Below are 25,701 nucleotides of genomic sequence, written 5' to 3'. Positions count from 1 at the left end.
ATTTTCTTCTACTTTCAAATTTTATTTACCGTACCCAATGTAAAAATAAAACCAAATTTTATTTCGAGCATCATTTATTAACATGTTTATCATACAATTTCTTCAATTTTCTCGTTTACCTCAATTCATTTTCAAGGGGAATCAGCTCATCATCTAACATTTTACGCCATGCTCGCTTCATTTCTTGTGGGTATTTAAATGGTTTCGCTTCTGGATGTTTGGCTTTATATCCTTCGTAATCCTTACTGTTGATAATTGCTTTCATATTAGGAATTGGATCTTCACCTGGCATATATTGCAGATTAGAAGCATGTAATTTTTTCTCAGAAACATACCACTCATTGGAAAAGACATGAATCAAATCATCACTTACTTGTGTAAAATAGCGACGTTTAATGACAAAGATATCTTCATTGCTATCTAGTGTACCTTCATTTCTTTGTGCTTAGATTCAAAGATAATTTTCTCAATAAAGATTTTTGATTCCAGTAAGATTCCTTTACTCCTTTTACAACATAGCGTTGTCCTTTGTTTTGAAACATCTTCTTCCCCTCTTTGCCATTAAAAATAGCCCAATTCTCTATAAAGAAGATTAAGCTTCATTATTATAATATAAAGTTTAAATTTGGTTTATTACTTACTTTTTCTTATTCTCTAGTAAGCTAATATTGAAAAAAATGTAATCAGATCATTATTTTTATATGTTGTAAAGTCAAGTCCATAATCCTGTGTAAAATACTATACAATGTTTTACCGGTCTCTCATTGATCAAACTTAATATATTTTCTTGTAGAACTGAGCCATTCGTCATGAAGGTCCATAAGGACAGCTCCAATTAATCGATTGGCAGACGTTCGGTTGGGAAAAATCCGAATAATCTTTTCTCTTCTGCGGACTTCCTGGTTCAGTCGTTCAAGAAGGTTGGTGCTTTTTAGCCGATTATGACTATTTCCGATAACCGTGTATTGAAAGGCATCTTCGAAGCCATTATCCAATATTTCGCAGGCTTTTGTATATTTAGGCTGGTCGATATATTCACCGACTAAGGCATTCTTAGCTGTTCGAGCGAGTTCAATATCCGTAAACTTAAAGATCGCTTTTACTGCTTCTCTAAACGGTTTTGAATTCTTTTTTGGAATGGAACTGAAGATGTTTCTTAAAAAATGGACCTGGCATCTCTGCCAACTTGCGTTGGTAAATGACTTACGAATCGCAGACACTAGGCCTTTATGGGCATCAGAAATGATGAGTTCTGTCCCCTTTAGGCCGCGTTCTTTTAAGTATTCAAAGAAGATGGACCATGTGTCATCACTTTCTTCATTTTGAATCATGAAGCCAATGATTTCACGGTCGCCACCTTCTGTTATCCCGATCGCAATATGGCAGCTTTTAGAAAGCACTCGATGGTCCTCACGGACTTTTATGTAGAGAACATCAGTCATCAGATAAGGATAATTCGTACCTGAGAGTGAACGGTTCTGCCATTCGTTGACCATCGGGTCTAACTGCTCAGTCAGGCTAGAAACAAAAGATTTCGATACAGATTTTCCACATAGCTCTTCAACAATCTTTGAAACTTTACGTGTCGAAACGCCCGAAACATACATCTCAAGCATTGAAGCGAGCAGTGCCTTTTCATTTCGCTGATAACGCTCAAACACCGTCGGTGAAAATTCACCATCACGTGTTCTAGGCACTTTTAATTCGAGTGTACCCACACGAGTCGTAAAGTCTCGCTCATAATAGCCATTTCTTTGACTCTGACGACTTTCTGAACGTTCATAGTCATCGGCTTGAATATATTCTGTTCGTTGATTTTCCATCAATTGGTTGAAAACAGTGGTTAAAATATTTTTAGAAATATCATCTTTTACCGAATGTTCAATAATACTTTGAACCTCTTCGTTGTTCAGTGTAAAATGTACTTGGGTCATGTAACGTCCTCCTGGGTATGTTTTTGTGGTTAAAAACATTGTACCGTAAAAGGGCTGTTACATGGCCTTTTATCTTTTACACAATTATATGGACTTTATCTGTTGTAACTTCCTGATAAGAAAACTAATTAAAAGAAAGAGGTAACTACATAAACTAATTAAAAAAGCTAACTTCATAGTTGGAGGATAAATGGAAGAAACTTCAATGATTGTTTCTCCTTGTGTTCCTTCAATCGACACTAGTCCTTCACTATTATCAATCTCTCTTTTTTGTCCATTTACTTTTGCGACTGTCCCCCAATAATCAAATACAGGAAGCGTTATTTTTTGTCCTTTAGATTCATGTACTGTATAGACTATTTTCGAATCCATCACTTGATAAGGCATAGTATGCCATTCCTTGCCAATTCTTACTTCATGATTCTGCAAATGTTCTTTGTATTGTAATGCTTCCGTGGGTGCATAGTCATAAAGTCCTCCGGGAAGGAGTGTCGTGTAACGAATAAGATTTTCTTGATTCATTACCAAGTGATCTCTCTGAGTGACAACTTTATGTTCATAGTTTGCTTTTGTTGCAGCAGATACAGCCAACAGTAATAAAACAATTGTCGTTATATTAACTACTTTTCTTTGCTTAGCTGATGTGCTCTTCATGAAAACGAACGATAAAATCAACGAGCCAAAGAGTACTTGAAATCCTAAGATTCGCCAAGGAAATTGAATCATTTGAATGGGTGTATTTTGTAATAAAGACCATGGAAAAAATTTGGTGGATAAGAGCCAAGAGACTACCGCACTAAGGTAAATCACTTTTTCTTTGCGATTAAATCCTTTAAAAAAGAAGAGTGGACAGATCAAAGAAATAATACCAATGATTCCTACCGTAAAGGTTGTCAGGTCATTATTCATCGCACCAATCAAACTATCCGAGACATTTAATGCTTGGTGTTGTAAGGTCGTTTTATCTGGCTCATTAATCGATTGAACCATGATTTGTCGGAACATCGGATACCAAAAGTAAGCTGTTAAAAGAATCGTCATTCCTACTGCCTTTGACAACTCCACAATCAACCGGATGCTTTCTTTTTTTCTTGTTTCACTTACTATAAAGCCACCTAAGACTAGTAAGCCAACGGCTATTACACTCATAAAAGTGGAAAGAACATGTGTATAAATGAGTAAGCTCATACTGACTGCTAATGGAATTGCACATGGCTTTTTCTCATAAATCAGTGCGTAAGCATAATACATAACTATCGGTATAACCGTAAGTGCAATCGCTTCAGCAATAGCAGAACGATGATAAATATCAATCGTACGGTACCCATAAAATGTATATAAACAGCTAAATATAAAAGCCGCATCGATTCTTTTTAAAAATTTTAGTCCATAATGAAACATCAGCATGATAGTACAAACATTCAATAGCCAAACATATAAGATATAACTAACGATTAAATTATTACTTATCCAATAAAAAATGACTGCCGGAAAAAAGGTCAAGTAGGGATAAAAATAATTCACTCCGCTCCCATAATGATTAAACGTCGTAAAATTGATTGGACCAGAAAAAATTGAAGATAACCCTTTGACTCTAGCAAAATGGAAGGCAATATCCCCCGATGTAGAAATAGTATGAACATTTCTAAAATAATTGATTGAATAAAGTCCAGCAATAATTGCTAGGAGAATGGACAATATTATTTTTTTCTTTACTTGCATTACTTAATTATATACTCCTTTCATGGATTGCTTTATCTAGTATAACTTAAATTTTAAATAAATCGTTATTTATTTTTACTCTCACTTAAAAAAGCACTAAAATTATAAGAGAGGGAGGTAATGGTCTGAACACCAAGAATTGTTCCAACATCGAATTGCTTAACTAATGAGTTCAAAGCTTAATTATGTGGCTCTTATATTTACCGAGCGTGGATTGCTATCTCTTTAGCGAAACAAACATCTTTCATAAAAAAAACAGCCATATCCGCTTTCTTGGATATGACTATTTACTACTACTTTACTATCTTTCATTCTTCTTGTCTCACTTATGATAAGGCGCTGGGTATCATGAGTTAATGATGTTTAGCCATTTCATAAATTAAATATAAAAACTAACAATTTTTAGTTATTAGTTTTTATACATCTTTTTAATAATTTTTTTCTTCTATTTTTAATTTGCACCATCATTAAATTCTCTGTGAGAGGAGAAATCTGATCAAATTTTTTTTGACATCGTTTTGCATAAGAAATGAAATTACCAAAGTTACTTCCACTCTTATCGTTTTCACCAATATCAAAAAAATATCTATAAATATGTCTCTTACCAATAAGATGTTCGGAATTCTTAACTTGACTCCTCTTTTTTGCTTTACTTATAGCTTTATTAGCTTTTCTATAAAATTTAGAAACGCTTTTTTGTCTCATTTTTACTTTAGTACCATCAAATATAAATCCCAAATAATCTAGTTTTGCCTGAATAAACTTTTGCCTACAGTGTGTCTCTAAATTAAGTAAATATATAGTATCATTTTTAAACACATATTTACTAGTTTTATTCTGTTCGATTTTCAATTTAATTTCGTTAGTTGCATATTCTAGAATCATATTGACTATTCTCATATAAACAGCTTCACCAGTTGTTTCAAATGGCAATATCAGAATGAAGTCATCAGCATATCTTAAATACTTTCCATTATACTTTAATGATAATTCATTTAACCATTTATCAAAATCCATCATATAAATATTTGATAATAATGCACTTATAGGTGTTCCTTGTGGAATTCCATAATTTTTAGTGTTTTTACTTACATGATTATTGACTTTAAAGTTTCTAAAATCTTCCCAACTCTTGAAATAGGATTTCATGCCATTTTTATATTGATCTTTTTCGGAACCAAATAAATCATTTAAATCTTTTTGTTCAATCCACGAGAATTTTGTTATAGTTTTAAAAATTTTATACCAATCTTCAGGTAATCTATTATATCCTAATACTTCTTTTAATTTACATTTCAAATATTCATGATCTAAAGTATCAAAAAATTTTTCAAAATCTCCTATAAAAATATAACAACCATTTTTCTTTTGTTTAATAAAATTTATCGTTTCTGCAGCATAATCTATATTGGATTTACCTTTTCCACTTCTATAAGAAGCAACATTATTATCTATTTTTCTTATTTGTGTTTGATACTCATAACATTCATTAAGACAGTCAGTATAATACTTATAAATACAAGAATCTAAATGACCAGCTCTATAGAGGTCACGTAGCTTAAGTTTTATAGGACGTTCACCTATTTCACTCTCCTTATACTTGATCAACACTTTCTCCTTATGAATAAACGGCAAAAAGCTATGTCTGATAATCCTTTTTGGATTTTCGACATAGCTTTTAACTGAAGAATATCTTGTCCTATAGTCAAAATGAAGATATGGTCTCGTAATAAAATCTTCCACAACTTAATCTCCCTTTTATTTTTTTGGATGAGGAAAAGTACCATCTAGGGCCGATGGGTTGCTACTCTTCCTACACACAAACACTACAAGAAGTATAATGCTATACTTACAGCGCCCTGAGAACATCAAACTGTTCATGTATAATATCAGTAAAGCCAATGAATTAACGAAAGGAGCAGAATTGGTTATGAACCTATTCAGTCATTTATTAACTCTATATAGCACAAATCAATTACTCAATGTAATTATTGTTGTACTTGACTTTATCAAACACTATCCCTCTATAACTACATATAGAGCAATTTTATTATATCATATCTTTTATCTAAATAAATTAAAACTTAACAAAAATTTCCCCTTATATTAATTTATTGTAAGTTCCCTCACGTACTTATTTTATCAGTCAATTAATCTCAATGGTGTTCATTTAGTTAATCCTTTCCCAAGAATGACGATAGCCAGCAAGACAACGATCTCTTCCTTGCGGGCTTTCAGATGGATTAAAACTAGTAGAAATTTCCCTTCCACATCCTCTACAGCGATAAGTTCTCATTATTTTTGGGCTATTAGTATTATTTTTCTTAGTTAGAGCTATGAGTCCAACTATGATTACCCCAACTGTCTTAATTACGTTTCCTTTATCTATATTCGGATGTGCAAGAATATACTTATATAACCAATATCCACCGTAAATTAAACCACCTAATACAATCAGCTTAGCCATGTACTCTTCTCCTTTCTTTTTGTTTAATTACTTTTTGAATCCATCTTGCAGAGAAACCATAAACTTCTGTCAATTGACGGATATCTACAGTTTTTTCCTGTTCTATCATGTTTTCGATTCTTTTTCTTACTAACTCGCGATCGTACATTTTCATCGGAAAAGAAATCTGTTGCCCTCGAAAAGCAAGATAAAATTGATAGAGCAATTCTGAATCCAGTTCCATTTCCTCAAAAAAGTCATTCATACTTTTATAAGAGTTACTCAAACAAGTTTTATCAATCTCCATCTACACACCCCCCCTGTTATTTTTTACATAATGAAAATAGCATATTACTGGGTACATTGATAATTCATATAACATGTATCATCACATGTATTTTTAAAGTCAAAAAGCATGTAAAACTACTTATAAGTAACATGATAAAATAAAACGTTATTTTTCTTGAAATAATAATTGACTATCTGCCAATTGCCATTCATTACGAACATGAATACTTAATGGATGGGATAACTTGCCTTCTGCATTTATCAATACTTTGGTCATCTTCTTTTGTTTCGCACTCAATTGATCGTAAATAGTCTTCGCTTGTTCATAAGCCACTTGACTCGTCGCTGTAATCGAACCACAAGCAAAAATAATGGTATTGATTTTCTTTTCTGTAAAAACAGTCGTTAATATTTCCAAAGATTGTTCATCATTGCCACGAAGAAATACCCGAGGACTTTTCGCTTTTGTATACGAAAAAAGATTCACGGCAATAAAACCAGTAAATCCTAATTGTCGGATATTCTTTTCGATTAATAACATACTCAAATCATTCGTAAATGGTTCTGTATCTGTTGGACGAATAGTAATGACTACCGCTAATTTATCTTCCGCTTCTTTTCCTTTGATCGCCCATTGTCGTTTGAAAACATAGCGATGGGTATGATGAGGATCTCGCCAAACTTCTGTTTGTGTGGTCACTAATTCTTTTTCAATCATCTCTTTTTCTCCTATGCTAATTTTTGTTCAAGCACTTCAATTACCATTGCCGTTATAAGTGTCAATACTAGTTGAAAATATTTCATATTCTTTCTCCTTTTTTCTTCAGAATTTGATGAATCGCGGTAAGGATATCTTCTAAACATTTCGCAATCATTCTCAAATAATCGATCTTATTCATTCGTTCCTCCAATCTGACTCCAAACCAATCGTCCTTCTACCAGTAACCCACGAACAAATTCTCGCTGGCTGGTAATATCTGTAATGAAATAAACTACATAGTCTTTTCCATCTTCTGGTGCGCAATAAATATAAAGATGTGTCATCACTAAACGTGGTAGATGAACATCTTTAGGAAGCGTACCTATTTCAATTTCCTCTTTTTCCATCGTAACGGATTCATAGCCCCACTCTTCAGAAGTAGTGACCAGCTGTGCACACTTTTCCAGTACTTCGATAGCCGTTTCTAACAAGTCCTTTCGTTCCTTTCTTTTAGATACTAGTATTCTTCTGGTAATAACATCGTTTGATACTCACCCGAATCAATGACCCATATTTTTTGAGACACTGATTTCAAACGAAGCTTAGGTGAAATCAGATACTCTTTTCTTGCTTCTGGTTCTTCTTGACGATGAACCAACTTTTGATTTCCTTTTTCCATAGAAAATTCAAAAATTTGAAGATAATCTAAAGGAAGTTGCTTTTGAACGTTTTGATCGATTAGCTTCCAACATAAAGTTTGTAATTCCACTGGTAAACTGTCCATTACTCCCTTTGTGACATAACGTTGTCCTTTATTTTGAAACATTTCTTTTCCCTCCTTTGCCATAAAAAATAGCCCAATCTTTTTTATAGAAGATTGGGCTTCATGGATATAATATATATTTGATATTCAATTTGATTCATTTTATACTATTAAAAACAGACAGTACTAAAAATAGTTTATCGGAGGAATTCTTATATGTCTTGGATTAATGATATTTTTTCCATAAAAGCTATAAAAGATATTAACTATAGAAAAAAGCAAGATAAACAACGTGCTACAAATGATTTACAACTAACAATGTTAAGAAACAATATTGAAAGACATGAACTTGAAATAGATGAATATAGAAAAAAACAATTAGAACACGAAATAACTTATCGTTCTAAGGAATGGACTTTTCAAGATTATAATAATTTTTCTAGTTCTTATTTAAATGAAGCAAGAAGACTACTTGAAGATGGCGAAATAAGAAAACTCATACTTTTGATAAATGAATTATTTACTAGAAAAAGCATAGTAAATAGCACTTGGTATGCAGCAACAGCTATTACTGGTAACCAGAGTTATCTACACCCTGATATATTTAATATAAAAAAAGTATGCTATCATCTCCCCATCTTTCCCAATGAATTTTCACCCAGTTTATCTAATGAAACTAGAACAAATTTAGAAAAATTAGGTTGGAATAAATTAGACTTTGAATATGTAAACAAAATACTAATTGATATTTTATGTGAAGTAACAGCATTGTGTTCCATTGGTGAAGCGGAAAAATGGGATATGAATATATATATTAATGATCGTAGTCGTGTTTCTGATTATTATGAATGTGAATCAACTCCAAGAATTCGAAGTATAAAAGAAATTACGAAAAAACATGTGGAATTTTTTGTATATTATGAAGGGTTTTTTTATTCTACTACAAATAAGTCCGTTTTCGATAAAGTTAGTGAGTATCTTAAAAATAATTGTCCTGTACAAATAATTTATGATATATATAAATATAATAATTTAAATGGAGGAGAATTTGAATTAACTATAAAGATATTATAAATAATATAGTTGAATACGCTTTACCAATAATTCAAGAAAAAAAGAATTCGTGGAGTGAATGGATAGAAAAAATTCATCTTATGCAAATGAAATATGAAGGTCCTTGGAAGGGTTACGATCATATGAAAATTCTTGAAACTTTAACAAAGACATATTTCAATTTTAACATCTTCGATCTTCAGGCTGTCTCTCTCCACGAGGATGAAAATTTAAACTCTAAAATTAAACATAGACTAGAACATGAGAATTTAAGAAAACTGTTTCCTGAAGAAGTCTTCTTTATAGAATTGGAAAAAGCCTTTCTTATAGAATTTACTGATACGCACAAAATAAAAGAGGAATTCATAATATCTTTTCAGGAGTTAATAGAAACTTTAGAAAAAGAAGAAGAGGAAAAAGAACAAAAAATTCAGTTGGTAAAAAACGTGATACAAGTAATTCAATTAATTAAAACCATTGGTGCAAGCTAGTGGTTTCAGACTATAGACAAAGTACTGAGGTTTTAGTGCTTTGTCTTTTTTATCCGTTAAAATAAAAGCATAAATTTTAGGTATATCCAGATGTCTCAAAACAAGATATGAATAAACGCGCACAAATCCTTTGTCATTAAAAATAGTCCAATCTTCTACAGAGAAAATTGGACTTCATCGATAATATATTTGGATTTATATTTATTTCAGATAACTAATACTACCGGAAATACCATAGAATAACGTCAATATTTCTAGGTGTCCAGCTGTAAGTTTTAAAAATTTTATTTAAATGATTTGCTTTTTTACGATAGACATCAATTCAATATACTGCATCTTCTATCTTCAAATTTTGTGGATTCATTTGTTTTATTTTTTCATCAGTTTTAAATTCTTCAGTTTTTAATAACGCTAGTAATCCTGATGCACCAGCTACACCAAATCCGTTGATTTGTGTAGCGTACATTAATCCCAACTTAGTATTAGGTAATTCAAAACTAAAAATTTCCTTTTGAATTTTACTTAACTCTGATAGATTATTTTTATGTTTTTCAAAATGTGATCTTGAAGTAGCTAATCTATTTTTTGCTGTATATTTCCAAACGAAATAACTATCGTATAAAAAATCATAAAAATCTTCTACTTCAAGTTGACTCACATAATCAATATTAATCCTCGATAATTTTGTTTCAATATAATTATCTCTACCGGTTTCTACCATAGCTTCTGTTAAAGCTTTTTTCCAAATTTCTTCATCTTCTGATTTGCCAAATTTCATTAATATTCATACTTACCTCCCAAAGAATGTATCTGAATTTCTATTCAATTAAATTTACATTTGTTTTCTCAAAATTTGTTATACTATTCTCTGACTTCAGAATAAAATTATTTTTTATCTTTTCGTATTCACTGGCTTTTTCTTTTATATCCTTTAAAATTTTTTCAAGCGATTTCTTGATTTCTTTTACAACTTGATTCCTTCCTTCATTCTCTAACTTTGTATAAAGTTCTTCAATAAATCTCATATTCACTTTGTTAATTTTCCATTCGGCAACGTTCCACCATTCCCAATTTTCCTTCTTCTTTTTTACTCCTGTCGTTAACATTAATTCTTCAACAAATTTTTTATTTTCTTCTGGAATCTTACCAGTAAATACAAGCTTTATCTTTCCGACACTATTTCCTCCTTTATTTAATATTTCGAAAGCATACATTTTGTGGTTACTCCATCCACCTGGGTGAGACAAAGGCAAATCTGGAAATAAATCAGTGAATTCTGGTATTTGGAATCTCACTATAGATTTTCCGCTATACTTGGGATCAAAAATTATTTCATTTTCTTTAGCAATCTGTTCCAAAGCTTCAATGTATAATTCACTCATTAAACTTAAATTATCTGGTATATTTTCAAATATTAGATCCAATGCTTCTTTATGTTGTTGATAAATTTTTCTAACGATTTCTTTGATTTCATCATCCATTCCGACATCTCTCCTTAAAATATCAACATAGTCTTTTATCAAATAATATACTTTCTTTTCCATACTATTTTTTTGCATTAATTGCTCCAGTATTTCAACGATATCCTTGTAAGTAATTATGCCCCAACTAGGATTTGTGGGTTCATTTCCATCTGGAGTTAAAAAAACAAAAATTTTTTTATAGTTAGAATAATTGCGTTCTATATATCTTTGGTATTTATTAAGTTGCCCTCTAGACTCCGAAGACAGAATTTTATTTTCGATGCACACCACTATTTTATTTTTTTCCGATACCAATAAAATATCAATATTCTTATTTTCTCTGTAAACAATTAAATCTTCATAGCTATTAAGTAAAGCATCAAAATAATTGATAGCAGCTTTGGTATCATCATTAGAATCTATATACCTTTTCAAAAACATTTTAAAAAACTCATCAGATAAATTGTGGGTTTCATTTGGAGCAAACAAAAAAGCTAAAAAATTACTATGTCTTATTTCATTTTTAGATAGCTTAAGTATCTGAAATATATTTGTTTTCCCAGTCCATTTAGATAGTCTTTCTTCAATATCATCCATATCCTCCAATAGATTTTTTAAACACTTTTTTTCATCTATCATGTTTTTTCTCCTTGCCATTATTCTAACTAAAATTTTACGTATTTGTTTCTATGTCTACATTATCTTTTTAACAGTATCTATTTTTCTTTTGCAACTTACTTGGCTACCAAAGCAAATAAAAAAGTTATTTATAAATTTCTCCCTACCACTACCTATTGCTATTATTTAAAATAGGGATAATTTTTTCTCTTAAAAAATATCATTATTTGTGGTATGGAGCCCCCGCATTGATCCGGAAGGCACGGTAGATTTGCTCGACAAGGATCAGACGCATCAATTGATGTGGATACGTCATTTTGCCAAAAGAGATCTGAGCATTGCTTCTTTTCATGACGGCTTCGCTGAGTCCTAAAGAACCGCCGATAACAAAAACAAGGTGGCTTTTTCCTTGGATACCTAATTGGTCGATTTGTTTAGCAAAAGATTCGCTTGTGGGATTTTTCCCTTCAATTGCTAAGGCATAGACGTATTCTTGTTCTTTGATTTTCGCTAAGATCCGTTCCCCTTCTTTTTCTTTTACTTGTCTCATTTGCGCTTCGCTTAAATTCTCCGGGGCTTTTTCGTCAGGAACTTCGATCAATTCGATTTTTGCATAGGCATTCAGCCGTTTGACATACTCATTGATACCTTGGATCAGGTATTTTTCTTTTAATTTTCCTACTGAGATAATTTTGATATTCATGTTTTCTCTCCTTTGGTCTTCATGCTCACTTTGTTTATTATAATCAATTTTTTCGTCTATATGTTTATTTTGGCTATTTTTGTTAAAAAGATTTCCCCAACAGTTATGCACAACATCCACAGGTTTATCCACAGAAAACAGTGTTATTTTACCTTATTTCATCACATTCATTAGGCAAACATACGTTTTATAAGAATTTATCCACTTTATACACAGGCTGTGGATATGTTTTATCCCTTATTTTTCCAATCCTATCCGCGTAGTTTTACACAGTATCTGTGGAAAAAGAAAATCAAATATTTTCATCTGAAAACAATGATTTTTCCTAAAGTTTTTCATAAAAAGTTCACAGTCTCAAAGTAGACTAAAGTCAACAAATAAGACTATACTAACAGTAGATAAATGAATGTAATTGGAGGAGGAACACATGGATAGAAAAAATGTGACACCAAAGATGAAAAAAAGTAAAAATAATAGCCTCTGGCGTAAGTTAGGTCTGGGGCTTGTTGGAGGGATCGTTGGAGGACTACTGACAGCTGGCATTTTTTATGCAGCGATGGGCACTGGCAACAATAGTTCTACTGCTACAAGCGGCAATCAGAATTCTGCCGGTGAAACAGTTGTGGAAAATGTCAAAGTCAATGTAGATTCTGATATCACCAAAGCGGTAGATAAAGTTCAAGACGCTGTCGTTTCTGTTATCAACTTACAAAGTCAAAACCAATCAAGCGGTTTTGGCGGACTATTCGGGCAGCAAGAAGAAAGTAGCAGCTCAGATGATAGTAATTTGGAAGCTTATAGTGAAGGAAGCGGCGTGATCTACAAAAAAGACGGGAATACTGCTTATGTAGTCACGAATAATCACGTAGTAGATGGCCAGCAAGGTCTTGAAGTCTTGATGAAAGACGGTACGAAGGTAAAAGCTGAATTAGTTGGAACAGATGCTTATTCAGATTTAGCGGTGTTGAAGATCAATTCAGACAAAGTCGAAACAGTTGCCTCTTTTGGTGACTCAAGTGCTCTAAAGGTTGGTGAGCCTGCGATTGCAATTGGTTCCCCACTAGGATCTGAATATGCAAATTCTGTCACTTCAGGAATCATTTCTTCCTTGAACCGACAAGTGACAAGTACGAATGAATCGAACGAAACAGTCAATATCAATGCGATCCAAACAGATGCAGCAATCAACCCTGGAAATTCTGGTGGTCCTTTAGTTAATATCGAAGGACAAGTTATCGGTATCAACTCAAGTAAGATCGCAAGTACTTCTGAATCTACTTCTAATGTAAGCGTAGAAGGAATGGGATTTGCTATTCCAAGTAACGATGTAGTGAATATCATCAATCAACTGGAAAAAGACGGAAAAGTGACACGTCCAGCTCTAGGTATCACAATGGTCGACTTATCTGCCGTTTCTACTCAGCAACAAGAACAAATCTTGAAGATTCCTTCATCTGTAACTAACGGTGTCATCGTGACAAATGTCCAAACAGCTACACCGGCTGAAAAAGCTGGATTGAAACAATACGACGTCATTACTAAGATCGATGACAAAGAAGTTTCTTCTGGTGTAGAACTTCAATCTGCTTTGTATAAGAAAAAAGTGGGAGATTCTGTCAAAATCACTTACTATGAAGGCTCGAAAGAAAAAACAACTACTGTTGAATTGACGATCGATCAATCGGCATTAAAACAAAATCAAAATAGTGAAAATTAATAAAAAAAGAGGTTGTGACAAAGACTTGTCACAACCTCTTTATTTTGGAAATGCTTCTCCGACTACGGCATCCTCAGGCAATACTAAGATTCCTTTTTTTGCTGGAGCATTTGGCAAATGCAATTCACGAGCGGAACAGATCATTCCATAGCTGTCTACCCCTCGCAAAGTTCCTGGCCAGATCATCATTCCATCCGGCATCATGGCTCCTGGTTTTGCAACGACAACTTTTTGTCCAGCTTCGATATTTGGTGCACCGCAAACGATTTGCAATACTGTCCCATTGTCTACTTCTGTCTCAGTAATCGATAAATGGTCAGAATCAGGATGTGGGACGCATGTTTTTACGTACCCGACAACGATCTTCGGTTCATGATCAGCTTCAAGCTGTTCTTCGAATCCTGCTTCTTTGATCAATCGATTCAATTTCGCTAATTCCTCATCTGTTAAGCTTACTTGGCCGTTCCCTTCGATTGTTAGATGATCGGAGATATGGAAAAAGTTCCAAGCAACAACTTGACCTTGTTCATCTTTGATCCGAGCAACATTCCATTTGCGTTCAACGGTGTTTTCTGTTCCTTTATCGTCGGCTATGATAACCATCAAGGTGTCTCCGACGTGTGCTTTGTTATAAGCAAAAATCATGTTCTTTCCTCCATTATCCTTTGCTGAGATTTATCTTAACAAAAAATTGCATTCACTGCATGAGATTTTTTTCATGCTTTATTTCCGAAGAAGCCTCTTCTGGAACACTATTTATTCGTAACAAGGGACTGTGACAAGACTTTTGTCACAGTCCCTTTACTGTTTTTTAGTTAATTGATTAAAAAGGTCGTACAAGTTCCACTTGCTTAATTACTTGGCTGTTCTTCTTCGTCAGAAACGATCAAGACATCACAAGGTGAATGACGTATCACGTAGCTGGCTACACTTCCTGTCATAAAGCGTTCGACTGCATTTAGACCTGACTGCCCAACCATGATTAGATCGATCTCATATTTTTTTGGCAATTTGACTGCCATGGATTCACGAACAGAACCATATGCAATAATTCCTTCTATATTTGTGTAATCAACAGATTTCCCATATTCTTTACATTCTTCGATCATTTCCTTGGCTGTTTCAGTTTGCTGATCGACTAGATTTTGGTCAATAGGTGCATAGCCCATAAAGTTATAAAATTGCTGATCGATTACGTTTGCTACATATACTTTCCCATTATTACGGCGAGCCACTTCTACCGCTTTTTTGAAAGCAGCAAGGGCTTGTTCACTACCGTCGATACCTACTAAAATATTCTTATATTCTTGATTCATCTTGACCCCTCCTAACAGATGTCAGCCTTTCGTTACACTTTCTAGGAACGATTCGATTTCCTGTTTTGTTTTACGATCTTTATTCACTAGACGACCTAATTCTTTTCCGTCTTGGATCACGACAAAACTTGGGATACCAAAAATGTTCCATTCAGCGGCTACATCTATGTACTTGTCACGGTCTACTTCAATAAATTGCCAATCAGAAAAGTCATTTTCAATTTCAGGCATTTGCGGTTTGATAAAACGGCAGTCTCCGCACCAGCCGGCAGTAAAGAAAAATACACTCTTTCCAGTTTCTACGTAGCCTGCTAATTCTTCTAAACTATTTGGGATAATCATTCTTTGTCCTCTACTTTCTGTTTATGTATTTTTCAATTAAATTATACACCTTTCTTTCGAACTAACAAACATTGATCCTCTTTTTATAAAAAAAATCTGGCAAAAAGCAATCTTTTGCCAGATTTTATAGTTTCACTATCGCATTATTTTCCGTATACGATCATATTCACTGTTGATTTATCCAAACCTTTCAGTGTTTGAATCAACATTTCTCGTGCAGCTTCAAAATCGCGAATACTGAACATCGTTTGATGCGTATGGATATAACGTCCCACTACGCCAATCACTGTACTTGGGATTCCTTCGTTTTGTGTATGAGCAGCACCTGCATCTGTACCGCCTTTTGAAACAAAGTATTGATAAGGGATATTGTTTGTTTCAGCGATATCCAGCAAGTACTCGCGCAAACGAGGAAGCATGATCAAACCTGGATCTTGGATACGCATCAATGTACCTTCTCCTAAATGTCCGAATGTGCCATTTTTCGTCACTGTATCATCTGCTGCAGAGCAGTCTACTGCAAAGAACAGATCTGGCTTGAATTTATTGACAGAAGCTTTAGAACCACGCAAGCCTACTTCTTCCTGGACATTCGCGCCTGCAATCAATGTATGACCTAATGTTTCATTTTGCAACGCTTCTAAAGCTTCTAATACCATTGTACAGCCATAGCGGTTGTCCCATGATTTGCTGATGATATTCTTTCCGTTGGCTGTTTTGATCGTTTCAGCGTAAGGAACGATTGTGTCTCCTGGAAGGACACCGTAACTCATTGCCTCTTCTCTTGATTCAAACCCAGCATCGAACAAAATATCGGTTACTTCTACTGATTTTTGTCCGCTTGTTCCTCGCAATAAATGCGGGGGAACGGAAGAAGAAATACATGGATAATTCTTACCAGTAGAGGTTTTAAGTGTAAAACGCTGTGCAGAAACAACGTAAGGATTCCAGCCGCCTAGAGGTACGACTTTAAAAAGCCCGTTTTCTTGGATTTGTGTCAGCATGAATCCGACTTCATCCATATGTGCTGCGACCATTACACGGGGTGCATCCGCTTCTTCATGATGGCGCAGACCAAAAATGCCGCCCAAACCATCTAACTGTAACTCATCTACCAGCGGTTCCATATGACTTTCCATATAAGCGCGAACGTCTTGTTCAAAACCGCTTGTTCCTTGTAATTCTGTTAACTCTTTGATTCGTTGAAATGTTTTTTCTTCCATATGCTATTCGTCTAAATTTCAGACTAAACTCCTCTCAGACTTATATTGATCTGCGGATAAAATATGATTTTTTCTGCAGACCGATCGTATTTATTATAGCTTATTTTTTCTGGTAGCGGTTATTTATTTCAAAGAAAATATGAGAGTGTGGTAAAATAAGCACAAGGAGTAACAAGTGAGAAGAAGGAGGTATGTCCACATGTATGAAGAAAGCGAACTAAGCTATTTTAAAGGTGGGTTAGCAGTTGGAATCGGTCTAGGATTATTGAGCGGGGTAGCTTCAACGATTTGGTATCATCGCAAAAAAGTATTGTCAGCAGACCAAGTACTTGAAAATATCAAGTCATCTTTTCTAAAAGAAGGTGCAATCGAAGGTTCTTGGATCTCTTTTGAAAAGGAACCTATTAGGAAATTCGCCGTTCGGTCGAGTGCTTATCGGGGAGGTCTTTCTCGGATAGAAGATGGCGAAACTGTTTATTATGAATTTTTAGCAGATGCTCATACAGGAACCGTATTAGAAATTTCAAGAAAAAAAGGTGCAACAGATTAATACGTCAAAAAAGTGAGAGAACGAATACGCACCCACTATTCAAAAGAGAGGTATCATGTCCTTCTTTTGTAGTGGGTGGTTTTTTAGATAGAGCTTTCCAAACATATATTCCAGTATTTTCTTTTTAAATAAATGATATTTAGCGGGAAAAACTAGCATTTCCTTTGATTATGAGGTATTTTTAATTTAGCTTTTGTTTTCTATAGTTAAGGAGAGTGAAAAATGGAACAACAAGAAAAAATTGCTGTTCTGATTCCTTGTTACAATGAGGAAGCAACAATTTCAACAGTCATTGCAGACTTTAAACGAGAATTACCAGAAGCAGATATTTATGTCTATGATAATAATTCGACCGATCGAACATACGAATTGGCCGTTCAAGGTGGAGCAATCGTAAAAAAAGAACCTCGTCAAGGAAAAGGAAATGTGATCCGCCAAATGTTCTTTGATATCGATGCCGACTATTATTTAATGGTAGATGGCGATGATACTTATCCTGCAGAAGCTGTACATGGTTTGCTCGAGAAATTACGTTCTGGTGAAGCAGATATGGTCATTGGTGATCGCCTATCAAATGGAACCTACTTTGATGAGAATAAGAGACCTTTCCACGATTTTGGAAATAACCTTGTTAGAAATACAATTACTAGAATGTATAAAACAAAAATTCTTGATGTCATGACCGGCTATCGAGGATTCAATCGTATCTTTGTCAAAAGTTTTCCTATTATGAGTTCTGGTTTTCAAATCGAAACGGAATTGACGATCCATGCTTTAGATAAAAAATTCAAGTTCGTTGAGATCCCAATCGATTATCGTGATCGTCCTGAAGGCAGCGAATCAAAATTGAATACATTCTCTGACGGATTCAAAGTGATCATGATGATTATTAAAATGTTTAAAGATTATAAGCCTTTGCTTTTCTTTGGGATTTGGACCATCTTCTTCTTTTTATTTGGATTGGTCACGGGGATTCCTGTGATTCGCGAATATATGCTGACAAGCTTTATTACACGCATCCCTTCTGCGATTTTAAGTACTGGATTGATGACTTTAGCACTTCTTTCATTAGTAACAGGGTTGATTTTGGATACAGTCGTCACGAACGCTAAGAAAGAATATGAATTGAATCTATATCATGTTTATCATGAATACCACAGTAGAAAGTAAAAAAAGGATCAAGACTGCAAAAATAATTTGCAATTCTTGATCCTCTTTTTAATTAATTATTTCGCCAAACGATAGATGGCATCTGCATAGATTGCTGTTGCTCTGAACAAGTCATCAAGACTCATAAATTCGTTTGCTTGGTGCATTGTATCAGTATATCCTGGGAACATCGCTCCATAAGCAACGCCACGTTTCAACAAACGTCCGTAAGTTCCGCCACCGATGATTTGTTCGTAGCCTTTTTCTCCAGTGTGGTCTTCATAGACTTGCAATAATGTAGCCACCAATGGATCATCCATTGGTACGTAATGTGGTTCCATTACGCGAGCACCTCGAGTAACTGTTGCGCCTTCTTGCCCCACTGTTTGTTCGATGTCACTTTGCAATCCGTCTACTGTTACACCTTTTGGAAAACGGAAATTCATATTGATGAAGTTCGCTTCCTCTGTACCATTTTCTTCAAAAGCAAATAGTCCAGCATTCATTGTCAATTTGCCCATTTTTTCATCTTCATAAGCGACTCCTAGTTTTTCTCCATAAAAATCTTCATGGACATAAGCAGCTGCTACATGGATAAATTGTTTAGCAGATCCTAGGAATTCATAGTTATCTAAGAACAATGCCAAGAAAGAACCTGCATTGATACCAGATTGTGGGCTTGCACCATGTGCGCCTTTACCAACTAATTCGATTTTTACATACGTATTGTCCGCTTCAATCGTTCCGCTTACTGGATTTGCTTCGATGAATTGGTAAAATGCTTCTTCCATCGCGATAGCTGCATCTGCACTTGGTACTTGAAGTGCTGCAGTTGCTGTTCCTGGCACCATATTTTCGCGAAGTCCGGAAACAAAAGATTTCAAGACATAATCTCCTGCATTGTCGCCTTTGAATCGTAAAGCTAAAGAAACATTTCCTTTTTCACCATTGATGATTGGGAATTCAGCATCTGGTGAGAAACCAAAATCTGGTTCTTCTTCATGTTCGAAATAATAAGCCATATCGCCCCAGCCGCTTTCTTCATCGCTGCCGACTACGAAGCGAACTTTTTTTGATAGTTTCAAGTCAAGTTCTTTAATGATCTTCATCGCATAGTAAGCTGCCATACTTGGACCTTTGTCATCGCTTGATCCGCGTGCAAAGATCTTTCCATCCTTGATTACTGGTTCATAAGGATCTGTGTCCCAGCCATCTCCTGCAGGAACGACATCCATGTGTCCAAATATCCCTAGCGTTTCGTCTCCTTCGCCAAGATCAATATGCCCTGCATAGTTATCGACATTTTTTACTTTAAATCCATCACGTTCGCCATAAGCTAACATATGTTTCAATGCGTCGCGAGGTCCAGGTCCAAATGGTGCATCTGGTGTTACTTTTGAGTCATCGCGCTCGCTGTTGACACGTAAAAGATTTTTCAAGTCTTCAAGCAAGTCTTCTTTACGTGCTTCTACTTCTTTTTGCCAATCAATTGTCATAAAGTTAATCCTCCACTTATTTAAGTCTTCGTGTTCATGATACCACAAATTACAGAAAAAAATAGTTCAAAAAATCTGACAATTCCTTTTCTTATCTGTTTTTCTCTAAAAAAAATATACGCTATAATGAGTAAAAGGAGGTTTTTCGATGCTGATAAACGAACAACTAGTGAAAAGAGTCATCACACCTCGTCCAAAAATTTCACATAAAGGAACATTTGGACGTATCGTTTTGATTGGCGGCAATGAACAATATGGCGGAGCAATCATTATGAGTGCTTTAGCTGCCGTACACACTGGAGCGGGTCTCACGACTGTAGTAACTGATGAAAAAAATCGGAGTGCTCTTCACAGTCATCTGCCAGAAGCAATGATTGTAGATTGGACGGATACTGACCAGTTTCTTTCCGTAATAAAGCAAGCAGATGTACTCTTGATTGGTCCCGGATTGGGTACTTCTTCTAAGAGTTTGGAACGTTTCAAACAAGTACTAGAAAACCAATCAAAAGAACAATGGCTGGTGATTGATGGCTCTGCTTTAAGTTTACTTGCTGCTAATCATCTTTTGCTACCCTATCCCGAACAAACTGTACTTACACCTCATCAAATGGAGTGGCAACGGTTGAGTTCTCTACCGATACAAGAACAACGGGATAAAGAAAACAAAAAGAAGCAACAGGAAATCGGTGCTGTGCTCGTTTTGAAAAGTCATGAGACAAAAATTTATGGTCACCAGCACTTCTACACCAATCCTTTAGGTTCTGCTGCTATGGCAACAGGCGGCATGGGTGACACTTTAGCTGGGATGATCACAGGATTTTTAGCCCAGTTTCCTCAAAATGACCAAACGATTGCAGCAGCTGTTTATCTTCATAGTTTCATTGGAGACCAGCTGGCAAAAGAACAATATATTGTTTTGCCGACACAAATCAGCGAAGCACTTCCGAAATGGATGAATTATTTTTGTAAAAAATAAATGGAAAACGAGGCATGAGTCATGGAGAAATTTACAGGTTATGTGCGAGAACCTTTTTATTATGAAACAGATCAAATGGGGATTATTCATCACAGCAATTATATCCGCTGGTTTGAAGAGGCTCGGGTAGCCTTATTGGTACATCTAGGGTTTCCCTATAAAAAAATCGAAGAATCTGGGATCATCATCCCCGTTCTGGAAGTAAATTGCAGCTATAAAGAAATGATCCATTACGGAGAAAAAGTGAGCATCCATCCAACTATCCAAAAGTATACGGGGACACGGTTGGATTTTAGCTACGAAATTGTGGGAACTGAAGACAAAAAATTAAAAACTACTGGCAGTAGTAAACACTGTTTTTTACTTTCTGATTCGCAACGATTAGTGAAGCTGAGCAAAGTCAATCCGGAGTTAGATCAGTTATTCCAAGCGTACGCTTCTTTGGATGATGTAAATTCTTAATAAAGACCGTCTAAGCATTTTTCTTGTATTGTGTCGAGTAGTTCGTATAATGAAAAGAAAAAAGCAGGTGATCCCCATGTATGTCGTTAAAGTAATGCACGGTTACATCGATAAAACTGGCTGTCGCACTCGGGAAAAAAACTTAGACAATCTGCTCATTTTCAAAGACAAAAAAGAATCCGAAGCTTTTGCTAAAAGAATCGGCGGTCGTGTCAAACCGATCCAAGAGGTACGACCAGATTGATTCAATATTTTTCTTTTCGAGGCTCTAATAGGCATGCCTATCAGGGCTTTTTTTGCAGACTGTGTTTTTATGCCCACACGATTTGTAAGCGATTTATGTTATAATAGATTATATCTGCATAGAAAGGAAGGTTAAATGGTTATCAATAATTTGCAACAGCAAGCTTATGAATCTATACGTAAACAAATCATTTATTCCGAGTTAGCACCTGGAAGTAAAATCTCCGATAAAGTGTTAGAAGAACAACTAGCTATCGGGCGTACACCGATTCGAGAAGCACTGATCCAACTGCGCAATCAAGAGCTTGTAAAAACCATTCCACAGTCCGGCACTTATGTTTCAAAAATCGATATCCGATCTGCTTCATTAGCCCGTTATACGCGGGAAAAGTTGGAAAAACCGATCCTGCAAGAATGCAGTGCGAAAATGACCAAGCAAGATCAAGCTAAACTAGAAAAAATACTAGAACAAACCGATCAGGCAGTGATCGCTCAAAATAAAAAAGCTTTTTTTGATTTGGATACTGATTTTCACCGAACTTGTTATGAAATTGCTGGAAAACGAGAAATTTGGGATTGGCTAGAAAGTTATAGTACGCACTTGAACCGTTTCAGATGGTTACGTTTGACGATTTCAGAATTAGACTGGGGTCGAGTATTAGATGAACATCAGACAATGCTTCAATCAATGATTGATCATAACTTTGATGAAGTCGGATTTCTTTGCACGATGCATTTACATATGATTATCGAGGAGCAAGAATACGTGATTCATAATTACCCCGATTATTTTGAAGATATTCAGGACAGACCCATCAAATAAGAGGTTTTGGAATCAGCGTTTTGACCTGAGTATTAGAGAAATAAACGGCAAAATAGTTCCTCATATTTTGCCGTTTTTTTTGAGCTAATACCGAGGGTCAGCTGATTGCACACCGTTTATTGAGAGGTTGTGAAAAAGCTGCCCTGCATCAAGTAATAAGAACAGCCAAGTAAAAATAGCTTCTTATGTTTTTAACTTGGCTGGACTTATTACCGCAGATGCAAGCTTTTGAACACCGTTTTCCAAGAGGTCGTGAGCCTGCCGTTCATCTCCGAGTCACAAGGAACAATTTCAAAAAACAGCTTCTCATGTTTGTTGAATATTTTGACTTGTGACCGAGGAGTTGACAGGAGAACACCGTTTATTCGGAAAAAAAGGACTGTGACACGACTTTTGTCACAGTCTCTTTATTTGTAATCTAAATCATACTCCGTACATCTTTTTTCTATTTCTTTTATTTCTTCTAAGATCCCTTGGCTACGAATTTCATTATATGGCCAAAGTAAGACTGCCTCTAATACATAAGGCGAAAAATCGCTTTGATTCATCTCTTTTGAAAAACTCATCGCTGCTATCTCGCTCAATGCACGAATGTTTGATTGATGTGTATAAAAAGGCAACCGCCACAGCACAATTTTTTCGCTTTGCGTATAAATTCCCTTAACAGAAGCTTCGATGTGGTGAAATAGTTCATGTCCAATAATCAAAGCTTGCGCTGTTTCTTTAGAGATCGAAGCTAGTCCTGAACATTTTAATTTTTCTAACGGCTCCGTCATCAATCGGATCCCTTCATCTTCTGCATAAGTTGCAAAAGTGATTCGTTCGTTTATTTGCTCTGATTCACAGGAAACGATTGGAACAGCCATTTGTTCACAAATTTCTCCTACATCGGCAAAAGGGTACTTTTTTTTGATGCTACATGCCGTTTCGATACCACAATCGATTGATTTTTGTATAAGAATTTTCTGCTTGGACAAAGGAATCTTTTTCCAAAATAAATCTCGCCGAAACTGGTAGAATCCCCAAATTTCTTCGGGGATCTGTTGTAATTCGTTTAGTAACTCTTCTAACTTATGTTTGTTTGATATTTCCGGCAACGACGATCACTTCTTCCTCCGGTTCCATAGTAGATACTTCCAGATCCATCAAAAGCTGTAGTTGTTCCAGATCCGTCGCTGTAAAATCAGAGACTCTTGCTCCTAAGCAGAGATAAAATTCTGGTCGGGCAATCAATTCAGTTTGATAAACTGCCATATCTTCCCAAAGTTGTTCGACAGCTGTCATATAATTGGCTGCAGTTGTTTTCATACATGAAGCATGTCCACGTTGGACCTTGATAAATCCTTTTTGATCGATGATCCGAAGACTTCCAGCATTTTTTGAACGATTCTGTTCGCCGCATACATAAAAGAAAGGTGTATTTTCCAATAAGCAAACTTCATTTTTATTTAATCGCATATCCTCTGCAGCAAGCTCTAGTGCTTCTTCTGTTGTGATCTCCTTGGTTAGATCGGTTGCTTTCACTTCCGTAGAACCAGTAGCGATAGCCGTTACTTTTGAAGTCTGTGGATCGATTTCTACGTGGACTTCGATCGATTCTGGTGTAGCGCCTGATTCAATCGCTTTATTCATCGCTTCATTTTTCAACGATCGTATATCTTCTTTACTTGGCGAAGGGATGATACGTTCTACAACATCTCGGACCATTGCAAGTGCTACACCAATAGAAGAAATCACTTCGGCGTTTTCAGGAATCGAATATTTCACACCCATTTTATTACTAAAGTAAGTAATCAATGAGGCAGCGCCGCCCCCTACACCTACAAGAGAAATCTGATCTTTCTCCAAGTGATACTTGTCTGCCAATTCTAAAATCACCGGGTCAATCTTAGCATAGGATTTTTCCATGATCTGCTCTGCGATGTCTTCAACCGTCGTATGACAATAGTCTGCTAATGCCTGTATGGCTTTTCGTGCAGATGGGACATTTCCATAAGAAAAATGTTCTTCTTGCACTAATCCAAGGACATTGGCTGCACATGTATTTGTAATAGTCACTTCTTCTCCGTCTTCCATCACTACCTTGACGTAATCAGCAGGGTCTCCTTCTTTAGGAGAGAAAAATTCAACCTTAGGACCTTTGATTTTTTCTGTCTCCGTAAATACTGCATAATCTAGACCGGCAATATGTGCAGAACGTGGACCGACATCGATGATTCCTGACTGATTAGCCCGTACCATCGAACCGCCTGCCACACCTAGAACCCGAACATCTAATGAAGAGATATATGTTGGGTGGCCACCTACAATTGAATAATCGATTGCTGGACGTCCATTTTTAATGACCCCGATATTGGTTGTTGTTCCGCCTACTTCAAAATAAACACCATTAGACGCTCTCAAGTACATCAAAGAGCCCATGACTGATGCAGCAGGACCGGAAAGCATGGTTAAAACAGGTCGTTTTTTCATTTCATTGATTTCCATTACTCCGCCGTCTCCGCGCATAATCATCAAAGAAACATTGACCCCTGCTTCTCGTACGGAATCTTCTGTAGAGGTTGCCGTATCTAGCATTTTTGGTAAAATAGATGCATTGATTGCTGCTGTCCGAGTTCTTCTTGTCAATCCATATAATTTCGTAATGTCAGAAGCCATCGTTGTAGGGATCGCTTTCACAGATGCTGCTTCATAAACAACTCGTTCTGGTTCCCCATTATCTACTCCAAATGCCATAGAAGAAACCAAGACCTCCGCTCTTTCTCTTTCTAAAGAAGAAATCGTTTCTGAAACACGGTCTACATTTAAGTGTTTGACAGGTAAGAATGCATTGACAATCTCTATTTTTTTCTTATTCCCTAAATCGATATCGTTCAATCTAGTTTGTCGTTTTGCTAAAAAACCTTCTAATCCACCTTTTGCCATCCCGATTACGCCGACTTTTGCTACGTCTCCTTCAATCAGTGCATTAGTCGCTTGTGTGGTAGAATGTGCAACAAACACAACATCTTCTGGACTGATATTATTTTCCCGCAAACAATTTTGAAAAGACTGAACGACACCTGCGGCTACTCCACGGACATCATCGTGGGTTGTTTTCACTGAAGATTTTCCGATGATTTCGTGCGTCGCATTATCGATTGCGACTGCTTTCGTATGTGTACCGCCAACATCAATTCCCATTCGCACAAAACGTTTCATTTTCTTTTCCTCCATTCATCTA

General features: G+C 35.5%; 27 protein-coding genes and 1 pseudogene. 9 read left to right on the top strand and 19 right to left on the bottom strand.

The window, feature by feature from the left end; all coding sequences use genetic code 11:
• Positions 1-115 precede the first annotated feature (115 nt).
• From IGL70_RS01280 to IGL70_RS01240, 9 genes and pseudogenes are all read right to left on the bottom strand, one after another.
• A pseudogene (locus IGL70_RS01280) lies at positions 116-430 on the bottom strand (hypothetical protein); the annotation flags it as partial.
• Between the two features lie 331 nt (positions 431-761).
• The gene (locus tag IGL70_RS01275; protein ID WP_104807992.1) at positions 762-1,934 is read right to left on the bottom strand and encodes an IS256-like element IS1542 family transposase; all 1,173 of its coding nucleotides are present in this window, start codon (positions 1,932-1,934) and stop codon (positions 762-764) included.
• Positions 1,935-2,018: 84 nt separating this feature from the next.
• On the bottom strand, positions 2,019-3,656 hold the full coding sequence (locus IGL70_RS01270; RefSeq protein ID WP_113844042.1) for a hypothetical protein: 1,638 nt from the start codon (positions 3,654-3,656) through the stop codon (positions 2,019-2,021).
• 402 nt (positions 3,657-4,058) lie between these two features.
• Positions 4,059-5,399, bottom strand: a complete 1,341-nt coding sequence (locus tag IGL70_RS01265; protein WP_104873973.1) for a reverse transcriptase/maturase family protein — start codon at positions 5,397-5,399, stop codon at positions 4,059-4,061.
• A gap of 427 nt (positions 5,400-5,826) precedes the next feature.
• Positions 5,827-6,123 (bottom strand): hypothetical protein, encoded by a 297-nt coding sequence (locus tag IGL70_RS01260; RefSeq protein WP_104873972.1) that lies wholly within the window; start codon positions 6,121-6,123, stop codon positions 5,827-5,829.
• Entirely contained in the window at positions 6,116-6,409 is a 294-nt protein-coding gene (locus IGL70_RS01255; RefSeq protein ID WP_002328685.1) for a Mor transcription activator family protein, read from the bottom strand. Before IGL70_RS01255 ends, IGL70_RS01260 begins: the two co-directional genes overlap by 8 nt.
• 147 nt (positions 6,410-6,556) lie before the next feature.
• The gene (locus tag IGL70_RS01250) at positions 6,557-7,108 is read right to left on the bottom strand and encodes a DUF1643 domain-containing protein (RefSeq protein WP_002296259.1); all 552 of its coding nucleotides are present in this window, start codon (positions 7,106-7,108) and stop codon (positions 6,557-6,559) included.
• Between the two features lie 173 nt (positions 7,109-7,281).
• The gene (locus tag IGL70_RS01245; protein WP_104873971.1) at positions 7,282-7,581 is read right to left on the bottom strand and encodes a 4'-phosphopantetheinyl transferase; all 300 of its coding nucleotides are present in this window, start codon (positions 7,579-7,581) and stop codon (positions 7,282-7,284) included.
• A 26-nt stretch (positions 7,582-7,607) separates the two neighbouring features.
• On the bottom strand, positions 7,608-7,916 hold the full coding sequence (locus tag IGL70_RS01240) for a DUF960 domain-containing protein (RefSeq protein ID WP_104873982.1): 309 nt from the start codon (positions 7,914-7,916) through the stop codon (positions 7,608-7,610).
• A 153-nt stretch (positions 7,917-8,069) separates the two neighbouring features.
• Between IGL70_RS01240 and IGL70_RS01235 the strand changes: the two genes are divergently transcribed.
• Together IGL70_RS01235 and IGL70_RS01230 are read left to right on the top strand one after the other, a co-directional pair.
• Complete coding sequence (locus tag IGL70_RS01235; RefSeq protein WP_104873970.1) at positions 8,070-8,927, top strand: hypothetical protein; 858 nt, start codon at positions 8,070-8,072, stop codon at positions 8,925-8,927.
• A gap of 86 nt (positions 8,928-9,013) precedes the next feature.
• Complete coding sequence (locus tag IGL70_RS01230; RefSeq protein WP_428862413.1) at positions 9,014-9,397, top strand: hypothetical protein; 384 nt, start codon at positions 9,014-9,016, stop codon at positions 9,395-9,397.
• A 322-nt stretch (positions 9,398-9,719) separates the two neighbouring features.
• Here the strand turns inward: IGL70_RS01230 and IGL70_RS01225 are convergent, their stop codons facing one another.
• The 3 genes from IGL70_RS01225 to rlmH all read right to left on the bottom strand — a co-directional run bounded on the left by IGL70_RS01225 (position 9,720) and on the right by rlmH (position 12,181).
• On the bottom strand, positions 9,720-10,175 hold the full coding sequence (locus IGL70_RS01225; protein ID WP_240186771.1) for a hypothetical protein: 456 nt from the start codon (positions 10,173-10,175) through the stop codon (positions 9,720-9,722).
• 40 nt (positions 10,176-10,215) lie between these two features.
• Complete coding sequence (locus IGL70_RS01220) at positions 10,216-11,499, bottom strand: PD-(D/E)XK nuclease family protein (RefSeq protein ID WP_002330713.1); 1,284 nt, start codon at positions 11,497-11,499, stop codon at positions 10,216-10,218.
• Between the two features lie 202 nt (positions 11,500-11,701).
• The gene (rlmH, locus tag IGL70_RS01215) at positions 11,702-12,181 is read right to left on the bottom strand and encodes a 23S rRNA (pseudouridine(1915)-N(3))-methyltransferase RlmH (protein ID WP_002287841.1); all 480 of its coding nucleotides are present in this window, start codon (positions 12,179-12,181) and stop codon (positions 11,702-11,704) included.
• 427 nt (positions 12,182-12,608) lie between these two features.
• Here rlmH and IGL70_RS01210 point away from each other — a divergent pair, with 427 nt between their 5' ends.
• Positions 12,609-13,898: a S1C family serine protease gene (locus tag IGL70_RS01210; RefSeq protein ID WP_002294152.1), complete on the top strand. Its 1,290-nt coding sequence runs from the start codon at positions 12,609-12,611 to the stop codon at positions 13,896-13,898.
• Positions 13,899-13,937: 39 nt separating this feature from the next.
• Here the strand turns inward: IGL70_RS01210 and ytpR are convergent, their stop codons facing one another.
• The 4 genes from ytpR to pepA form a co-directional block, all read right to left on the bottom strand.
• Positions 13,938-14,543, bottom strand: a complete 606-nt coding sequence (gene ytpR, locus IGL70_RS01205; RefSeq protein WP_002294153.1) for a YtpR family tRNA-binding protein — start codon at positions 14,541-14,543, stop codon at positions 13,938-13,940.
• Between the two features lie 206 nt (positions 14,544-14,749).
• Complete coding sequence (locus IGL70_RS01200; RefSeq protein WP_002287838.1) at positions 14,750-15,214, bottom strand: universal stress protein; 465 nt, start codon at positions 15,212-15,214, stop codon at positions 14,750-14,752.
• 21 nt (positions 15,215-15,235) lie between these two features.
• On the bottom strand, positions 15,236-15,556 hold the full coding sequence (locus IGL70_RS01195) for a thioredoxin family protein (RefSeq protein ID WP_002287837.1): 321 nt from the start codon (positions 15,554-15,556) through the stop codon (positions 15,236-15,238).
• Between the two features lie 143 nt (positions 15,557-15,699).
• Entirely contained in the window at positions 15,700-16,779 is a 1,080-nt protein-coding gene (gene pepA, locus IGL70_RS01190) for a glutamyl aminopeptidase (protein WP_104873659.1), read from the bottom strand.
• Positions 16,780-16,978: 199 nt separating this feature from the next.
• Between pepA and IGL70_RS01185 the strand changes: the two genes are divergently transcribed.
• Both IGL70_RS01185 and IGL70_RS01180 read left to right on the top strand, forming a co-directional pair.
• Positions 16,979-17,329 carry a PepSY domain-containing protein gene (locus IGL70_RS01185; protein ID WP_002289862.1) on the top strand — a complete coding sequence of 117 codons (351 nt, stop codon included), beginning with the start codon at positions 16,979-16,981 and terminating at the stop codon, positions 17,327-17,329.
• Between the two features lie 222 nt (positions 17,330-17,551).
• Positions 17,552-18,499, top strand: coding sequence for a glycosyltransferase family 2 protein (locus IGL70_RS01180; RefSeq protein WP_002289860.1), 948 nt, complete (start codon positions 17,552-17,554; stop codon positions 18,497-18,499).
• 56 nt (positions 18,500-18,555) lie between these two features.
• Here IGL70_RS01180 and pepV read toward each other — a convergent pair whose 3' ends face one another.
• Positions 18,556-19,974 carry a dipeptidase PepV gene (gene pepV / locus IGL70_RS01175; RefSeq protein ID WP_002294157.1) on the bottom strand — a complete coding sequence of 473 codons (1,419 nt, stop codon included), beginning with the start codon at positions 19,972-19,974 and terminating at the stop codon, positions 18,556-18,558.
• Between the two features lie 148 nt (positions 19,975-20,122).
• On the opposite strand from pepV, the gene IGL70_RS01170 reads away from it, so the two are divergent.
• From IGL70_RS01170 to IGL70_RS01155, 4 genes are all read left to right on the top strand, one after another.
• Positions 20,123-20,950 carry an NAD(P)H-hydrate dehydratase gene (locus IGL70_RS01170; protein ID WP_081156530.1) on the top strand — a complete coding sequence of 276 codons (828 nt, stop codon included), beginning with the start codon at positions 20,123-20,125 and terminating at the stop codon, positions 20,948-20,950.
• A gap of 21 nt (positions 20,951-20,971) precedes the next feature.
• Positions 20,972-21,412, top strand: coding sequence for an acyl-CoA thioesterase (locus IGL70_RS01165; protein ID WP_002289317.1), 441 nt, complete (start codon positions 20,972-20,974; stop codon positions 21,410-21,412).
• A 49-nt stretch (positions 21,413-21,461) separates the two neighbouring features.
• Positions 21,462-21,656 (top strand): hypothetical protein, encoded by a 195-nt coding sequence (locus IGL70_RS01160; RefSeq protein ID WP_002315615.1) that lies wholly within the window; start codon positions 21,462-21,464, stop codon positions 21,654-21,656.
• A gap of 135 nt (positions 21,657-21,791) precedes the next feature.
• Positions 21,792-22,478 carry a GntR family transcriptional regulator gene (locus IGL70_RS01155; protein ID WP_002289316.1) on the top strand — a complete coding sequence of 229 codons (687 nt, stop codon included), beginning with the start codon at positions 21,792-21,794 and terminating at the stop codon, positions 22,476-22,478.
• A 407-nt stretch (positions 22,479-22,885) separates the two neighbouring features.
• Here IGL70_RS01155 and IGL70_RS01150 read toward each other — a convergent pair whose 3' ends face one another.
• Entirely contained in the window at positions 22,886-23,575 is a 690-nt protein-coding gene (locus tag IGL70_RS01150) for a hypothetical protein (RefSeq protein ID WP_002307432.1), read from the bottom strand.
• A complete protein-coding gene (locus tag IGL70_RS01145; RefSeq protein ID WP_104873878.1) occupies positions 23,550-25,679 on the bottom strand; it encodes a hydantoinase/oxoprolinase family protein in 2,130 nt (709 codons plus the stop codon). Before IGL70_RS01145 ends, IGL70_RS01150 begins: the two co-directional genes overlap by 26 nt.
• Positions 25,680-25,701 lie beyond the last annotated feature (22 nt).

The sequence above is a fragment of the Enterococcus sp. DIV0901a genome (assembly GCF_051711525.1).
GTDB classification, from domain to species: Bacteria; Bacillota; Bacilli; order Lactobacillales; family Enterococcaceae; genus Enterococcus_B; species Enterococcus_B faecium.
The sequence above is the reverse complement of the archived record's forward strand: the minus strand, read 5'-3'. Positions and strand labels throughout refer to the sequence as shown.

Excerpts from the sequence above, each read along its gene's own strand:
- IGL70_RS01275 (WP_104807992.1), bottom strand. The coding sequence starts at position 1,934 with ATGACCCAAGTACATTTTACACTGAACAACGAAGAGGTTCAAAGTATT.
- IGL70_RS01270 (WP_113844042.1), bottom strand. The coding sequence starts at position 3,656 with ATGCAAGTAAAGAAAAAAATAATATTGTCCATTCTCCTAGCAATTATT.
- IGL70_RS01260 (WP_104873972.1), bottom strand. The coding sequence starts at position 6,123 with ATGGCTAAGCTGATTGTATTAGGTGGTTTAATTTACGGTGGATATTGG.
- IGL70_RS01255 (WP_002328685.1), bottom strand. The coding sequence starts at position 6,409 with ATGGAGATTGATAAAACTTGTTTGAGTAACTCTTATAAAAGTATGAAT.
- IGL70_RS01250 (WP_002296259.1), bottom strand. The coding sequence starts at position 7,108 with ATGATTGAAAAAGAATTAGTGACCACACAAACAGAAGTTTGGCGAGAT.
- IGL70_RS01240 (WP_104873982.1), bottom strand. The coding sequence starts at position 7,916 with ATGTTTCAAAATAAAGGACAACGTTATGTCACAAAGGGAGTAATGGAC.
- IGL70_RS01235 (WP_104873970.1), top strand. The coding sequence starts at position 8,070 with ATGTCTTGGATTAATGATATTTTTTCCATAAAAGCTATAAAAGATATT.
- IGL70_RS01230 (WP_428862413.1), top strand. The coding sequence starts at position 9,014 with ATGAAATATGAAGGTCCTTGGAAGGGTTACGATCATATGAAAATTCTT.
- IGL70_RS01225 (WP_240186771.1), bottom strand. The coding sequence starts at position 10,175 with ATGAAATTTGGCAAATCAGAAGATGAAGAAATTTGGAAAAAAGCTTTA.
- IGL70_RS01220 (WP_002330713.1), bottom strand. The coding sequence starts at position 11,499 with ATGATAGATGAAAAAAAGTGTTTAAAAAATCTATTGGAGGATATGGAT.
- rlmH (WP_002287841.1), bottom strand. The coding sequence starts at position 12,181 with ATGAATATCAAAATTATCTCAGTAGGAAAATTAAAAGAAAAATACCTG.
- IGL70_RS01210 (WP_002294152.1), top strand. The coding sequence starts at position 12,609 with ATGGATAGAAAAAATGTGACACCAAAGATGAAAAAAAGTAAAAATAAT.
- ytpR (WP_002294153.1), bottom strand. The coding sequence starts at position 14,543 with ATGATTTTTGCTTATAACAAAGCACACGTCGGAGACACCTTGATGGTT.
- IGL70_RS01200 (WP_002287838.1), bottom strand. The coding sequence starts at position 15,214 with ATGAATCAAGAATATAAGAATATTTTAGTAGGTATCGACGGTAGTGAA.
- IGL70_RS01195 (WP_002287837.1), bottom strand. The coding sequence starts at position 15,556 with ATGATTATCCCAAATAGTTTAGAAGAATTAGCAGGCTACGTAGAAACT.
- pepA (WP_104873659.1), bottom strand. The coding sequence starts at position 16,779 with ATGGAAGAAAAAACATTTCAACGAATCAAAGAGTTAACAGAATTACAA.
- IGL70_RS01185 (WP_002289862.1), top strand. The coding sequence starts at position 16,979 with ATGTATGAAGAAAGCGAACTAAGCTATTTTAAAGGTGGGTTAGCAGTT.
- IGL70_RS01180 (WP_002289860.1), top strand. The coding sequence starts at position 17,552 with ATGGAACAACAAGAAAAAATTGCTGTTCTGATTCCTTGTTACAATGAG.
- pepV (WP_002294157.1), bottom strand. The coding sequence starts at position 19,974 with ATGACAATTGATTGGCAAAAAGAAGTAGAAGCACGTAAAGAAGACTTG.
- IGL70_RS01170 (WP_081156530.1), top strand. The coding sequence starts at position 20,123 with ATGCTGATAAACGAACAACTAGTGAAAAGAGTCATCACACCTCGTCCA.
- IGL70_RS01165 (WP_002289317.1), top strand. The coding sequence starts at position 20,972 with ATGGAGAAATTTACAGGTTATGTGCGAGAACCTTTTTATTATGAAACA.
- IGL70_RS01160 (WP_002315615.1), top strand. The coding sequence starts at position 21,462 with ATGAAAAGAAAAAAGCAGGTGATCCCCATGTATGTCGTTAAAGTAATG.
- IGL70_RS01155 (WP_002289316.1), top strand. The coding sequence starts at position 21,792 with ATGGTTATCAATAATTTGCAACAGCAAGCTTATGAATCTATACGTAAA.
- IGL70_RS01145 (WP_104873878.1), bottom strand. The coding sequence starts at position 25,679 with ATGAAACGTTTTGTGCGAATGGGAATTGATGTTGGCGGTACACATACG.